The sequence below is a fragment of the Lyngbya sp. CCY1209 genome (genome assembly GCF_035615495.1).
GTDB lineage: Bacteria > Cyanobacteriota > Cyanobacteriia > Cyanobacteriales > Microcoleaceae > Limnospira.
This window is the reverse complement of record NZ_JAJENU010000674.1, coordinates 1-12,861: the sequence shown is the minus strand read 5'-3', so window position 1 is coordinate 12,861 and position 12,861 is coordinate 1. Positions and strand designations below refer to the sequence as shown.

The 12,861-nt window shown below is 55.4% G+C and carries 15 protein-coding genes and 1 pseudogene; 10 read left to right on the top strand and 6 right to left on the bottom strand.

All coding sequences use genetic code 11. The features are described from left to right. Positions 1 to 198 precede the first annotated feature (198 nt). Both LKE08_RS27730 and LKE08_RS27725 read left to right on the top strand, forming a co-directional pair. The gene (locus LKE08_RS27730; RefSeq protein ID WP_324707536.1) at positions 199 to 1,230 is read left to right on the top strand and encodes a hemopexin repeat-containing protein; all 1,032 of its coding nucleotides are present in this window, start codon (positions 199 to 201) and stop codon (positions 1,228 to 1,230) included. A gap of 14 nt (positions 1,231 to 1,244) precedes the next feature. Beyond that, the gene (locus tag LKE08_RS27725; protein ID WP_324707535.1) at positions 1,245 to 2,207 is read left to right on the top strand and encodes a putative 2-dehydropantoate 2-reductase; all 963 of its coding nucleotides are present in this window, start codon (positions 1,245 to 1,247) and stop codon (positions 2,205 to 2,207) included. Positions 2,208 to 2,221: 14 nt separating this feature from the next. Here the strand turns inward: LKE08_RS27725 and LKE08_RS27720 are convergent, their stop codons facing one another. Continuing rightward, positions 2,222 to 3,256 (bottom strand): J domain-containing protein, encoded by a 1,035-nt coding sequence (locus LKE08_RS27720; RefSeq protein WP_324707534.1) that lies wholly within the window; start codon positions 3,254 to 3,256, stop codon positions 2,222 to 2,224. A 353-nt stretch (positions 3,257 to 3,609) separates the two neighbouring features. Then, positions 3,610 to 4,014 (bottom strand): ribbon-helix-helix protein, CopG family, encoded by a 405-nt coding sequence (locus LKE08_RS27715; protein WP_324707533.1) that lies wholly within the window; start codon positions 4,012 to 4,014, stop codon positions 3,610 to 3,612. A 238-nt stretch (positions 4,015 to 4,252) separates the two neighbouring features. Between LKE08_RS27715 and LKE08_RS27710 the strand changes: the two genes are divergently transcribed. Beyond that, a complete protein-coding gene (locus LKE08_RS27710; RefSeq protein WP_324707532.1) occupies positions 4,253 to 4,870 on the top strand; it encodes a chorismate lyase in 618 nt (205 codons plus the stop codon). A gap of 27 nt (positions 4,871 to 4,897) precedes the next feature. On the opposite strand, the gene LKE08_RS27705 is transcribed toward LKE08_RS27710, so the two are convergent. Continuing rightward, the gene (locus LKE08_RS27705) at positions 4,898 to 5,116 is read right to left on the bottom strand and encodes a hypothetical protein (protein WP_324707531.1); all 219 of its coding nucleotides are present in this window, start codon (positions 5,114 to 5,116) and stop codon (positions 4,898 to 4,900) included. A 114-nt stretch (positions 5,117 to 5,230) separates the two neighbouring features. Here LKE08_RS27705 and LKE08_RS27700 point away from each other — a divergent pair, with 114 nt between their 5' ends. Further along, positions 5,231 to 5,728 (top strand): GNAT family N-acetyltransferase, encoded by a 498-nt coding sequence (locus LKE08_RS27700; protein WP_324707530.1) that lies wholly within the window; start codon positions 5,231 to 5,233, stop codon positions 5,726 to 5,728. Between the two features lie 83 nt (positions 5,729 to 5,811). Here LKE08_RS27700 and LKE08_RS27695 read toward each other — a convergent pair whose 3' ends face one another. Together LKE08_RS27695 and LKE08_RS27690 are read right to left on the bottom strand one after the other, a co-directional pair. Then, positions 5,812 to 6,186, bottom strand: coding sequence for a YkgJ family cysteine cluster protein (locus LKE08_RS27695; RefSeq protein ID WP_324707529.1), 375 nt, complete (start codon positions 6,184 to 6,186; stop codon positions 5,812 to 5,814). Between the two features lie 22 nt (positions 6,187 to 6,208). Then, the gene (locus LKE08_RS27690) at positions 6,209 to 8,179 is read right to left on the bottom strand and encodes a family 1 glycosylhydrolase (RefSeq protein WP_324707528.1); all 1,971 of its coding nucleotides are present in this window, start codon (positions 8,177 to 8,179) and stop codon (positions 6,209 to 6,211) included. A gap of 172 nt (positions 8,180 to 8,351) precedes the next feature. On the opposite strand from LKE08_RS27690, the gene LKE08_RS27685 reads away from it, so the two are divergent. The 5 genes from LKE08_RS27685 (at position 8,352) to LKE08_RS27665 (ending at position 11,813) form a co-directional block, all read left to right on the top strand. Beyond that, positions 8,352 to 8,846, top strand: coding sequence for a hypothetical protein (locus LKE08_RS27685; RefSeq protein ID WP_324707527.1), 495 nt, complete (start codon positions 8,352 to 8,354; stop codon positions 8,844 to 8,846). A gap of 242 nt (positions 8,847 to 9,088) precedes the next feature. After that, on the top strand, positions 9,089 to 9,907 hold the full coding sequence (locus LKE08_RS27680) for a M15 family metallopeptidase (protein ID WP_324707526.1): 819 nt from the start codon (positions 9,089 to 9,091) through the stop codon (positions 9,905 to 9,907). A 122-nt stretch (positions 9,908 to 10,029) separates the two neighbouring features. Next, positions 10,030 to 10,713 (top strand): ATP-dependent Zn protease, encoded by a 684-nt coding sequence (locus tag LKE08_RS27675; protein WP_324707525.1) that lies wholly within the window; start codon positions 10,030 to 10,032, stop codon positions 10,711 to 10,713. 167 nt (positions 10,714 to 10,880) lie between these two features. Continuing rightward, positions 10,881 to 11,231, top strand: coding sequence for a PadR family transcriptional regulator (locus tag LKE08_RS27670; RefSeq protein ID WP_324707524.1), 351 nt, complete (start codon positions 10,881 to 10,883; stop codon positions 11,229 to 11,231). Between the two features lie 42 nt (positions 11,232 to 11,273). Continuing rightward, positions 11,274 to 11,813 (top strand): cofactor assembly of complex C subunit B, encoded by a 540-nt coding sequence (locus LKE08_RS27665; RefSeq protein ID WP_324707523.1) that lies wholly within the window; start codon positions 11,274 to 11,276, stop codon positions 11,811 to 11,813. 256 nt (positions 11,814 to 12,069) lie between these two features. On the opposite strand, the gene LKE08_RS27660 is transcribed toward LKE08_RS27665, so the two are convergent. After that, positions 12,070 to 12,390 (bottom strand): DUF3155 domain-containing protein, encoded by a 321-nt coding sequence (locus LKE08_RS27660; protein ID WP_324707547.1) that lies wholly within the window; start codon positions 12,388 to 12,390, stop codon positions 12,070 to 12,072. 266 nt (positions 12,391 to 12,656) lie between these two features. Between LKE08_RS27660 and LKE08_RS27655 the strand changes: the two are divergent. Further along, positions 12,657 to 12,861 (top strand): annotated as a pseudogene (locus tag LKE08_RS27655) (sensor histidine kinase); the annotation flags it as partial.

Genomic DNA, 12,861 nt, shown 5'->3' with positions numbered 1-12,861 from the left:
GGAGTCGGTTTGTTGGTCAATTCCATCGGCTTTTCAATGGGGTTCGGGCTGGGATTGAGTCGGGGGTTGGGAATCGGGAGTCGGGGCGATCGACCGTTCCGATTTACGATTCCCGCCCAATTGTCAAAAAATCACAAATTTCGGGATATAATATTTGCAGATATCATCACCTCAATTGAGCAACTCATTGACCGAACTGTGTTCTACTCTCGAACTGTTTATTTTCAGGAAACGGATGCCGCCGGAGTCGTCTATTTTGCCAACGTGATGGCGATGTGTCACGAAGCCTATGAAGCCTCTCTAATTCATGCCGGCATCGACCTGAAAACGTTTTTTACAAACCCCGACTTTGCCATTCCCATTGTCCGCGCAGAGGTCGATTACCGCCGGCCAATTTTTTGCGGCGATCGCCTGCAAATTCATCTATTTCCCCGCAAAATTAGCCAAGATACCTTTGAAATCGATTACCAAATTGGCTTCGCAGAAAAGCCCGAAACGCGGGTCGCCATCGGACTGACAAAGCACATTTCGATCCATCCATCCAGCCGCCGGCGACAACCTTTTCCAGAGGAAATTAATCGCTGGCTGGCCGAAGAACGGGCCGAAGATTTACTCAAAAATCTGGATGCCGTCGCCATTTGGAATAATGGGAAAGCCTATTTTTTTAGGGGCGATGAATATTTGAGTTATGATGTCAACATCGCCCGCATCGATCGCGGCTATCCCCAAAAAATAAACCTGGGAAAATGGAAAAAATTTCCCCCTAAGTTCGGGGCAGGGATTACGGCGGCGGTCGTCCTCAAAAATGGCAAAGCACTGTTTTTTAAAGGAAACCAATATATCCGCTACGATCTGGAAAGCGATCGCGTCGATCCGGGCTATCCGCAAACCCTCGACAGCGGCAACTGGCCGGGGTGGCCCCCACATTTTTACGGGGGCATCGACACGGCGTTTCGGTGGAACAATAAAATTTATATTTTTAAGGGAGATGAATACATCCGCTACGACTTGGCAAAGGAGTTGACTGACCTCGGTTATCCCCAAAAAATAAACAGCGAAACCTGGCCCGGTTTGTCCCCAAAATTCGCCTCGGGAATCGAGGTTGCCTTCCCGTGGAGGGATGGCCGAGTTTATTTTTTCAAAGGTGACGAATATATTTGCTATAATATGAATCGAAATTGTACGGAATCGGAACAGCCGCAAACGGTGAGTTCCTGGTCGGGTTGGTAACGCGATTAATTGATATGGATTTTTCTTCGAGTTTTGAAGGACGGCGCAGCTACGCGATTATCGGGACGGGTGCGATCGGCGGGTTCTACGGCGCGAAATTGCAGCGATCTGGGTGCGACCTGCATTTTCTGATGCGGGGGGATTACGATCGCGTCTGTCGGCACGGCTTGGAAATCGAATCCCCCTGGGGAAACTTTCACCTTCCCGAAGTCAACGCCTACAATACCCCCGAAAAGATGCCCCCCTGCGACGTGGCGATCGTGGCTTTAAAAACCACCCAAAATCATTTGCTCTCCCAAATTTTACCCCGAGTTTTGAAACCCGAGGGCGCGGTTTTGGTGCTGCAAAATGGATTGGGAATCGAACCCCAAATCGCCGAAATTGTCGGGGGCGATCGCGTTCTGGGGGGAATTTGCGTGATTTGTTCCAATAAAATTAAACCGGGCTACATCCGCCATCTCGACTACGGGACAGTCAAACTCGCCGAATATACCGGCGGCTACAAACCCGGCGGCATGACGGACCGGCTGCGACAAATTTGCGGCGATTTTGAACGGGCTGGAATTCCGGTTGAATGGCGGGACGATTTGCTTTCCATCCGCTGGGAAAAGTTGGTTTGGAATATTCCCTACAATGGATTGTCCGTGGTTTTAAATGCGCGGACGGACGAGATGATGGGCGATCGCCACACCCGAATTTTGGTCGAAGAAATCATGGGGGAAGTCCTCCGGGGGGCCGCAGCGTGCGATCGCACCCTCCCCCGGGAAGTCATTGATCGGATGCTGTCCCACACCGAAAAAATGACCCCCTACCGCACCAGCATGAAAATCGATTTCGACGAAAAACGTCCCCTGGAAGTCGAGGCAATTTTTGGCAACCCGCTGGAGATGGCAAAGCGAGGCGGGGTCGAACTGACGCGCATCCGGATGGTGTACCAACAGTTAAAATTTTTAGATGCAAGAAACGCTATAAATTGACCGTTTGAGCGGATCTATATGATAATTTCTCCCAACAATTCTTCCAACAATTTTTCCATCATATCCATACTTTTTCTTCGCAAAACTTCCGGCCCCCGCAAAAATTCTTGGATCGTCATTTTATTTTGGTGGAAGTCTCGCACGAAGTCCCGCACTTCTTCGCCGAATTTTACCGAAGCCTCGACCTGTTTTAACATAGTTGAAACCAGATCAAATCCGTGCTTTTTCGCTTTTCTGTAGTCGGACACCATCGCCCCCTCCGGCGTGCGTTTCACCTGCCGCAGTTCCCGCTTCAAATTCTCATATTGGGTGGCGAGTAAATCATTTTGCTGTTCGAGAATCTTACACTGTCGCGTCAAGCCGTCCTCGCTGCCGTCGATGGATTCTCCAACCTGATGTTGTCTTTCAATTTCCAACAGTCGCGCCAGATCGCCTTCCTTGTAGGCGCGATTGATTTCTTTCATGATTTCGGTGTGGTTCATCCGGGTGTCGTCATCCGTCACCAAATCGGGGTGAAAAATTTCGGCGAGTCGGAGAAAGGTTTGGCGGATTTTGCGGGAATCTCCGGCGTTATTTTCACGGTCCCGCTGCGGGGATTCTTCCCCTTCCCCAAACTCGTCGCACGGGGGACGATTTGAACCGAATTCGCGATCGCGTTCTTCTCCGTCCGGCGTCGAAAATAAGTCGTCGAGGGAAATATCGTCCTCATCGTCGTCGAGTTGGTAACTGATCAACCCGGCGTCTTGGAGACTTCGATAAATGGAACAGATATCTTTGCGGGTTTGTTTCCCCAGTTTTCGCTTCGTTAAAATGTCTTTAAAATAACCGTGGATTTCGCGATCGATTTCCGCCATTTTCTCCACGGCGGGGGCGCTGCGACCGAAAATTTCCGTCGCCACCGATCGCATTTGTTCGACAAAATTCTTGAGTTCCGTCCGCTTGCGCTTAATTTGTTTGAGTAGCCATTGATGCCGCTCTTCCAAAGCCGCTTTGCGATCGTGTAATGCAGAGTGCGCGAGAGAGGCGGAGGGCTGCGGGGATGATGCCATGAGTCTTAGATCCCAGAAACATTACGGTTCGATTTTAAAGGATATAGCGCTACGCGCAAGTCAAAAGTCAAAAGTCACCCATGGCAAAGTCAAAAGTTGATGACCAGGGATTTTCAGCCCTCGAAAAAAGTGGATATCATCCCCGACCGCATCCCCCCATCCCCCCCAGCCCCCATCCCCCCCAGCCCCCCTTTGAAAGGGGGGAGAATTGGGGGAGAAAGGGGGGAGAAAGGGGGGTGAAAGGGGGGAGAATTGGGGGGAGAAAGGGGGGTGAAAGGGGGGAGAATGAAACAGCCCTGCTTTTCAAGGGGGATAATGGTGAATCGTTCAGCTTTCATTAAATCGGCAACGGCTCAATCCGGCAAAAAATCGGTCAAAATTTCGTCGGGTTCGTCGTAAATTTCCTCATCGTCATCATCCACCACCGGGGGATTGGACAATCCCGGCGTGACCGTCCCCCAACCGACGCGACGTTCCAGAGTGGCGACTCGGGATTCGAGTAATTCCAGCGACACCGCCGTTTTTTCCAATACAAATAATTTTCGTCGCAGGTCGGAAACTTCCCGTTTGAGGAGTTCCAATTCGACCGGAGAAGGGGAAGAAGTGAGAATGTCGATCGCCAAATATTGTCCGACGGCCTCCCGCAGCAGTTCGGAGATCGGACGTCCGGTTTGTCGGGAACGTTCCTGAAGCTGATTCACCCACTCCTGGGGAATGGCGATGTTAACGGTCCTGTCGTCTGGGAACTCGGACATCATATCAAATCCTAATTGATCGCCCACAAAACATTTGGGGGGCGGGAGTCGGGAATTTTAGATTTTAAATTTCCCGGCTTGGAAGGAGTGAGGAATGAGAAATTTCTCACTTCTCACTTCTCTTTCCTCCCTTCTCTTTCCTCCCCCCACCCCCCACCCGAAATTAATTATAGTCCCAGTTGATGCCCGAATCCCCGAGAAGCGCTATGATAAAAACCGAGGTTAAGATTTGTAAAGACCATTGACTGCCAGTGTAAGTTCCACCAATCCCATCAAACAGCCGTTGGGCTGGCATCGCCTCCGGTGTCGTTGGCAAGGCGGCGAGGACGTCGTGCGACAGGGACTCCCCCACGGCCAACTGTCTCCGACCTGGCAAATTCTGCTACTCGGGGACGGTTCCCCCACTCGCCACCTGCAATTGTTGACGGGGGAACCGACGGAAGTTGACGTCATCGATATGTCCCCCATCGGCATGAATACGGACGGCGCCCCGGCTTTGATTCAGGCGGTTCCGGGGCCTCGGCTGCGGCGTCAGGTGTGGTTGCGGACGGCCTCCGGACAGCGTTTGGCCTACGCCACCTCCTGGTGGGAAAACAGCCACGTTGACGAGTACCTGCAAAACCGATCGCTGCCCATTTGGGCGAGTTTGGCCCGCCTCAGAACCGAGTTATATCGGGACGTCCAGGGCCTTTACTACGGCGACTCCAAAGCCTTGGAATTGGCCTTCGGACAGCCCGGGCCATTTTGGGGGCGGCACTATCTTTTTTGGCATCACGGCGAACCGCTGACGCTGATTTACGAGGTATTTTCTCCCTACTTGACCAAGTATTTGGGGCCGACCCAAATGCGGGAGGATTAGGTCGATTGTGCGGGTTTGAGAATTGAATTACTCCATGCGATCGCTGTAGAGAGATTGCAATAAATTCTCCAATTTTTCTTCGGAACAGCATTCGATCAGGGCGTCAAATCCATCCACCAGGCGGGCGGCGGTTTCCCCCAAAGTCGGACTCATGCCCCACACGTCCTGAACCCAATCCCCGGGGCGATCGTCGATGAAAATCAGGCGTTCGAGGAGTTGTTTCGCTTCGGTTTTAGAGAGCGTCATGATAGAATATCTGACCAATTACTGTCTTAAATTTTAACAAATTTTTGAGGAAAGAACCCCACCCAACCCTCCCCTTGTGAATGGGAGGGCGATGATTTAGAATTTCTGGAGAATATGAACGTTCGTTTGCGATCAACCCGGGTCGAGGATTTGGAGTTTGTCGTCGGTGCGGAAAATCACCCGGACAATTGTGATTTCGTTTCCCAGTGGAGTCGGGCGGAACACGAGGCGGCTCTTTCCGACGGCAATAAAAAACATTTTATTGTGGAGAATGTCAAAACGACCGAACCCGTCGGTTATGTGATTTTAGAAGATGTGCGAAGCCCCCACAAAAGCGTTTGTCTGAAACGAATTGTCATGACAGAAAAGGGGAAGGGGTACGGGCGAGAAACGCTGCGTCTGGCGAAACGTTTGGTTTTTGAAAGTCTAAAAGCGCACCGCCTCTGGTTAGATGTGAAAGATTACAATACCCGGGCAAAGTTGCTGTATGAGTCGGAAGGGTTTGTCGTCGAGGGGTTGTTGAGAGACTGTTGTCGATCGCGAGGACAATTCGAGTCCTATTATATTTTGTCGATGTTGGAGGACGAATATTTTGCCAATGGGAAAGAGTAGGACAGAGGCAACAGGCCCTAGGCCATAGGCGGGGTGAGGGGGAAGGGGGAAAACTCTACTCCCTAATACCGACTCCCCACTCCCTACTCCCCACTCCCTGACTCTTCTTCCCAGCCGACGGCAGCGTTGAACCGTTCCATTTCCGGGGAGCGATCGCCGTAAACGCCCTCAATTTGTTGCTGGCAACAGTCGATCGCGAAATCGTTCAATTCCTCTGGTTCGACGCCGTAAAGATCCTGGAACACGTCCGCCCGGACGCGGCAGAATCGGGGGCGCGCGCTGTAAATTCGACAGTCCCGATTTTCGCGATCGAAATGGATGCACCATCCGTCCGCTCCCACCAAGCTCAGATAGATTTCGAGTTCCTCCGCACAAAGATAATCTTCCAATTCCGGGCGTTCTGTCGGGTCGAGATGACAGCACGCGCCACACCGTTTCACACAAAGCCAGGTTGCCACGTCAATAATCTGTTGAATTGAGTCACTTCTTCGGCCGTTTCGGACGCTGCAATGCTGGCGGGATCTCATCCTCGGCAGTCGCCTCCTCAGAATCCGGGGCGGCGTCCGATGTCGCCCTCGTTTCCGCTTCCGGTTTAGGTTCCGAAACGTTCCCTTCCTCCGATTTTACAGACTCCGACACTTCGGCGGGGGGGTCCGGTTCGGCTTCCGGGGAGCGATCGATCGCCGTGTTCGGCGGTTCCTCGGAAGATGGGGACTCTTCCGGTTCGGCGGGAGACTTGGTTTCGAGCACCTCTTCCACCGCCGATGGAGAGGCCTCAGTAGCCATCATCGTTTCAAACGGCGATCTTTCTGGGGTTTCCGCCGGTTCCGCCTCGGTTTCCGGCGTCGCCGAGACGACGGATTCGACAATTTCCCCCTGCCGTTCTTCGGCTTCGGTTTCGACGGCGGAAACGTCGGTGGCGGGTGGGGGTTGGGGCGTTTCTTCCGCGTCCGCGATCGCACCCAGGATATCCGCCGGGGGTTCGGCCTCCTCGGACGCCTCGACATTCGAGATGTTGCGGGCCGTCCCCTCCGAGGCTGCGATCGCCCCCAGGGTGTCCGCCGGGGGCGGGGTTTCCGTCGCCTCGGAACTCACCGCCTCCGTTGCGATCGGTTCCGTTTGCCATTCGTCATCGCCCTCATCCCAATCAGAAGGGGACGGCGTCTCCCCGGCAGAAACGGGCGGTTCCGGTGGGGCGGGGGGAGTCGGCGGCGTTTCGGGTTCGGTCGGCGTTTTCTGGGCGAACAAGCCTTTCAGGTTGGACAAGATTTGGCCGAATCCCCCCGGTGTTTTGTCGGGTTCGGCGGCATCTTCCTCGGGTTGGGCCTCCTCGACAACTGCCACGGCGGCATCTTCCTCGGGTTGAGCCTCCTCGACAACTGCCACGGTGGTGTCTTCCTCGGGTTGGGCCTCCTCGACAACTGCCACGGCGGCATCTTCCTCGGGTTGGGCCTCCTCGACAACTGCCACGGTGGTGTCTTCCTCGGCCACCGTCGGAGTTTCGGGGGTTTCGGGAACGTCCGGGGTTCCCGGTTCATCCGGCGCGGTAACGGCTTCGGGGGCGGGGGTTTCCGCCTCGGCGGCGGACTCGTCAACCGTCCCTTCGGTTTGGGCTATTTCGCCCTCGGTGGGGGCGATCGCGGGGTTGAGCACTTCAACTTCCCGTGCTTCGGATACCGTCGCGGGGGGTTGCGGTTCCGTCGCGGGGGCGGGGGTTTCCGCGACTTCCCGGGGGATCGATTCCGCGATCGCCGGTTCGGCCACGGTTTCGGGTTCCGCCGTCGCCGCCGGTTCGGGGGTTTCCGCCGGTTGGGGGGGTGTGAGGGGGGGCGATTTCGCGCCGCCGCCCAAAATGCTTGAGACGCGCCGCTTCACTCCATCGGGGATGGGAGTTTGAAGCTGAAGGGGGGTGACTTCCCGGCGGAGGGTGAGGGTTTGCCAACCCAACCAGCCCAGGAGGGCGACGCTCGACATTTGCCCCAGCAGGATCGCGCCGGTGAAGCGTCCGGCACAAGCCCAGAGGATCAGGGCGTAAAACAGTCCGACGCCGCTCCAGAGCCAGTCACTCTTGCGATGCACCTCCGGAAAGAAGAAGGCGGCCATGTACAGGGCGAAGCTCCCCAAACCGACAGCGATCGCCAGGATGTATGCCAACATCTTTAACTCCCACGCGCTCAACATATTTCTACTCCGCACATTGTACCTCCGTATACGACTAGACTGATAATGTTTGATGTCGCGATCGCCCATCAGTTTGATGTCGTCCTCGTAGCGGTGGAAGTGAGCGCAGGTTCCGGCTCCGGTGTCGCCGTTCAAAACCCCTCCGCAGGCGGCGCTGAAGGTGTCCCACACGCTCGGTTTGCGCCCCCCCTCCCCGATCGCGCCCTCGATCTGATAGGATGCGGTAGCCCTACCCCAGATCAAATCTTTTGGAAACTGATAGCTGACCATAGATGTGTCCGATTCCCTGTTTTGAACTTTCGGGCCCTGCCGTCCGCCGTCAACCCTTTCGGGTTTTTCGCGGAATTTTCCCGGCGCGAAATCCGTCGGGGCGATCGGGCGATCGCGGTAAAATTAAGAACGCACCAGATCTGGGATCTCAATACCCAATCGCGGGAGGAATATGATGCTCAAAAAACTTCGGGTTTTCGGCTTAATTTTCATACTGGTCGTCGGATTGGTTTTGACCGGACTGACGGCCCCCGTTTTTGCCGCTTCTCTACCCCAACCCGACGAGGTGGGAGATTATATCGGCAATTCCAATCACGTCTATTGGCAAGTCGTCGATCCCGATCCGCAAGGGTTAAATTGTCGCATGGGCGAACAATCCATCGAGGAAATCTGGAATCCCGACAACCCCGGATTTCCCCCCATCGGCTCTTGGCCCGCCGTCACCACGTTGCAGGAAAATGAGGTATTCGAGGGAAAACTCAGCTACGGGGGATTCATTTTCACCTTCGACGACAACCGCGATCCTTGGATTTTTATCAAGAACAAGTCCGACGGAACCCCCGCCAACTGTTTCGTCCGGGCGAATCATTTGTTCGTCCAACCCGTAGAAGAACCGATCGCGGAAGAACCGGAATCAACGGAATCCGAATCGGTCGCCGATTCGTAACCGGGAAAATGGACGCGATCGCGGGTCGGGTCTGCTTCTGAAAGCGCCCGACTTCGATATTTTTTATATCTAAATTGCTGATAAAATAGCCGTGAATTTAACTTTACAATCCTGAGTCAATTTTTTGATCCCCGGCCGAGCGATCGCCCAATCAAGGTGGCATTTCCCCCCTCAACAGCTAAAATCAATAGACGTTGAGTCTGGATGGACGTGCAGGAGTGACATTGTTGAATAATGCCGATATGTCTGAAAATGCGGATCGCATCCCGCCCGTGACGGCCGACGACATCCCGGAGGCCATCCGCGATACCCCCGCCGCCGACGCCGCAGCGATCGGCCGATCCCGGCGAAAGCTGCGGTTTTGGCAGTGGTTGGGGATCGCGATCGCCACATTTTTGGTCACTTTGGGGTTAAACTACCGATTCGGAATTCTGGTGAGCCGCCCCCCCGCCGACTTGCCGGAACCGGAACCGGTCGCCACGGCACCATCTGCGAGCTCGGCCGCCGTCCCTCCAGAACCCGAAGCCGAACCCTCCGACGACCTCCTCGGCCATCTTCCCTACGAAGAAGCCCCCCGAGACGCTCTCAAGGCTTTGACGGCCGACGGCGCCATCCGCCTGCGTCCGGCGGCGGCGGACGCCTTTTTTGAAATGGCCCGGGCGGCCCGCAACGAGGGCATTTACCTGCTCCCCCTGTCCGGGTTCCGCAGCCTCGAAGATCAGGAATTTCTCTTTTTCGAGGTCAAAGCCCAGCGGGGGCAGGTGGCCAGCCAGCGGGCGGAAGTCAGCGCCCCCCCGGGCTACAGCGAACATCATACCGGCTACGCCATCGACATCGGAGATGCCGACAACCCCGCCACCCATGTCGATGTCAGTTTCGAGCAAACCCGGGCCTTTGAGTGGCTCCAACAAAATGCGCCTTACTATAGCTTTGAGCTATCATTTCCGAAAGACAATCCTCAAGGGGTCAGTTACGAACCCTGGCACTGGCGGTATGTCGGCGATCGCCACAGTCTGGAAACCTTCTACAAGGCGAAATCGACCGAAACCGAACCCCGCTGAAACGGCCAGGACGCTTCGGACTTCAACCTCCCGACACCGAGGCAGTTCGAGCTCTCGGACCCATCTGAGCTGTTGCCTTTTGCCCGTTGCCCGTTGCCCGTTGCCTTCTAAATAAAGAGCCGATGCGAGAAACTTCTCTGAACCTGATTGCCATCACCATTTTTACCCTGACGATGACGGCCCTGCTTGGGCCGATGTTCGACCTTTCGGCCACCATTCCGGCAGGGATGGCGTTCGTATTGCTGGGGTTGGCGACCCTCGACACGTTCACCCTGCGGGGTCAGGGATCGACAATTTTGGTCGATTGGCTGGCGGGCACCTCCGGCCAAACCCGCGATCGCGTCCTCCGCCACGAAGCCGGCCATTTTTTGGTCGCCCACCTGCAGGGCATCCCCGTCGAAGGGTACGCCCTCACCGCCTGGGAGGCCTTCCGACAGGGGCAGACCGCCCAGGGGGGGGTGCGATTCGACGATCGCGAACTGATGGCACAACTGCAAGCGGGGACGATCTCCGGGGAGGCCATCGACAAATACTGCCAGGTGTGGATGGCCGGGGTCGCCGCCGAAACCCTGGTTTACGACCGCGCCGAGGGCGGTATGGAAGACCGCCAGAAAATCGCGGCCCTGTGGGTCCAACTCGGACGTCCCCCCCAGGAAGCCCAAATGAAGCAGCGCTGGGCCACCTGGCAGGCGAAAACCCTCATCGAAACCCACCGCCCCGCCTACGATGCCCTGGTGGACGCGATGGCGCGGCGGGCCCCCGTCGCCGAATGTTTGCACGCCATCGCCGGTCGGATTCGATCCTAAATTCTTCCAAAAGATACAAAATATTCAAAATGCGGCGATCGCTTCCCCAAATGGTGACTTCATTGACCAAACGCTTCCCGAGAAACGCGATAAATTAGATCGCAACAGTCAGTGGACACCCCTTGCCTCCGCCAAGGAGGGGTAAGGTTATCGAGTGGGAGAATCCGATGACGTTTGAAGACATCTATCGATTTTTTAAAGAGCCACCGCCGATTTATCTCAACAAGGAGTTGGCGGTGTGTTACGTTTTGTCGGTGTTTTTGCGCGCAGACTCCTACGGAACCGAGTTGATTCAGCGTTTGGAGCAAGAGTACGCCACCTATCGGCTCTCCGATACGGTTCTGTATACCGCTTTGAAGTTCTTGGAACGGGAGGGGACGATCGCGGGATACTGGAAAAAAGTGGACGGTCGGGGCCGGCCCCGGCGAATGTACCAGGTGTTGCCGGAATTTCGCAACCAAGCCCAGGAACTCGCCCGACTCTGGCACGACTACGCATCTCAACGTACACTAACTTAAGGTAGTGTGCGATCGCACGGCGCAGTTAGTCCTACAAAATCCATGACCTTCACTGTCATTCCATCCACCTTCTTTCTCACCCTCCTGTTGGGGGTGGGTCTGTTTTTCTTTGTCCGAGCTTCCGTTAAGGATCGGACGCAGCAGGAAACCCTGTCCGCGGATCGAGATGCGGACGCCCTGTTGGAGCAAATTCAACACTACTTCGGCTCCCGCGCCTACCGGCCGGTCGCCATCGACCGCCAAGACAACGCCATCACCTACGAAGGCGTCGTCCGCCCCAGTTGGTTTCTGGCCGTCTTTCTCACCCTGCTGACCGCCGCGGGGACTCTCTGTTTGGGACTGGTGCTTTCGATGGTCGTCCCGGGGGCCGGCTACTGGTTTTTGACCCTCGCCCTGGTTTCCCCCCTCGCCGGCATTTTTTATTGGCAACGGGCCAAACGCCCCGAGCGGGTTTCCCTCAAACTCGAAGCCGTCATCGACTCTGAGAGCCAAACCCAAAGCGTCATCCGGGTGACGGCCCACCGAGATGAACTCATTACCCTCAAACAAACATTGGGCTTGAAACCCTCAGAGTCGGCTTGAACGGCGGACGGGGTGGGTGGGTTGCACCATGCCGGCGATCGCGTTATAATCGACGGCTCCGGACGACAGCCCGCCCTCGGCTCGGTTTCCCGACCCGATCGCTCGGTCTGATCAGATCCCCCTGAACGATGGGCGACGATTATTTTTTGAGAGCCCAACCGCTCACGACTTTGATCGTGTGAGAATGCACGGGCCCCATCAGTCTGTGGTCGGGAATCCGGCAAAAAAAATGATGCTCTCAGTCCCCCATCGAAAATTAGACGCGAGTCGTGGCCGCACTCACGAGGTGAGTTGTTTTTTCGGCAATATGCTTTAAACTGGGAAACAAAAAATGGTTTTCTTCGACATATTGAGCGCCAAATAAGCCCTTCTCGGCCCAGAAATAACGGTCGGTGGTATGCTCATTTCGCTTGACGAGGAGCAAAGCCGGCGGAATTATGCCCTCCGAGTGAATGTACTTTCGGGCTGCTGTTACCGGTTTATCTTCGCCACTAGAAATGCTATATTGAGGCACGCACTCAAGAATTCTCCGTCCTTCTTGTCTGCGACGGCTCTTCCGCTTACGTCTTCTAGCCAACTTCTTTACCTCCTCTTTGAGCAGATGGGTGTAAATATAGCTACCAAATCCGAGAAAATTATACCGGTTCTGGCCTGAAATTTCAATATCCTTTAATAGATTGATACAAATAAGAGAGAAGCATCCGGTTGTCAGAAAGGGACGGATTCTCCCCGGATGGGTCGGCTCCACGGGGTTCGCCCGCCCCATTTCGGGCTGAAAAGTCCCCGTTGGGGAACTGTCACGATTCCCTGACGGATGGCGATCGCATTCAGGTTGAACGATCTATGGCCACGAGTTCCGAATTTGTCACCCTCTGCCAAGCCCAAGTCTCCCTGATTGCCAGTCTCGGCGCCTCCCTGAGCATCGTCTACCTGACGGAAGACCGGGTGAAAGGGGAACGGGGAAAACTGATTCCCATCGCCGCCTACCCGGAACTGCCCGTCGTCGGTGTCGGGGAGGCGATCCCGATCCGCCTGCCCGACACCGACG

What these genes read in the sequence shown, in the direction of transcription:
- LKE08_RS27725 (WP_324707535.1), top strand. Translation starts at nt 1,245, where the DNA reads ATGGATTTTTCTTCGAGTTTTGAAGGACGGCGCAGCTACGCGATTATC.
- LKE08_RS27720 (WP_324707534.1), bottom strand. Translation starts at nt 3,256, where the DNA reads ATGGCATCATCCCCGCAGCCCTCCGCCTCTCTCGCGCACTCTGCATTA.
- LKE08_RS27715 (WP_324707533.1), bottom strand. Translation starts at nt 4,014, where the DNA reads ATGATGTCCGAGTTCCCAGACGACAGGACCGTTAACATCGCCATTCCC.
- LKE08_RS27705 (WP_324707531.1), bottom strand. Translation starts at nt 5,116, where the DNA reads ATGACGCTCTCTAAAACCGAAGCGAAACAACTCCTCGAACGCCTGATT.
- LKE08_RS27700 (WP_324707530.1), top strand. Translation starts at nt 5,231, where the DNA reads ATGAACGTTCGTTTGCGATCAACCCGGGTCGAGGATTTGGAGTTTGTC.
- LKE08_RS27690 (WP_324707528.1), bottom strand. Translation starts at nt 8,179, where the DNA reads ATGGTCAGCTATCAGTTTCCAAAAGATTTGATCTGGGGTAGGGCTACC.
- LKE08_RS27685 (WP_324707527.1), top strand. Translation starts at nt 8,352, where the DNA reads ATGATGCTCAAAAAACTTCGGGTTTTCGGCTTAATTTTCATACTGGTC.
- LKE08_RS27680 (WP_324707526.1), top strand. Translation starts at nt 9,089, where the DNA reads ATGTCTGAAAATGCGGATCGCATCCCGCCCGTGACGGCCGACGACATC.
- LKE08_RS27675 (WP_324707525.1), top strand. Translation starts at nt 10,030, where the DNA reads ATGCGAGAAACTTCTCTGAACCTGATTGCCATCACCATTTTTACCCTG.
- LKE08_RS27670 (WP_324707524.1), top strand. Translation starts at nt 10,881, where the DNA reads ATGACGTTTGAAGACATCTATCGATTTTTTAAAGAGCCACCGCCGATT.
- LKE08_RS27665 (WP_324707523.1), top strand. Translation starts at nt 11,274, where the DNA reads ATGACCTTCACTGTCATTCCATCCACCTTCTTTCTCACCCTCCTGTTG.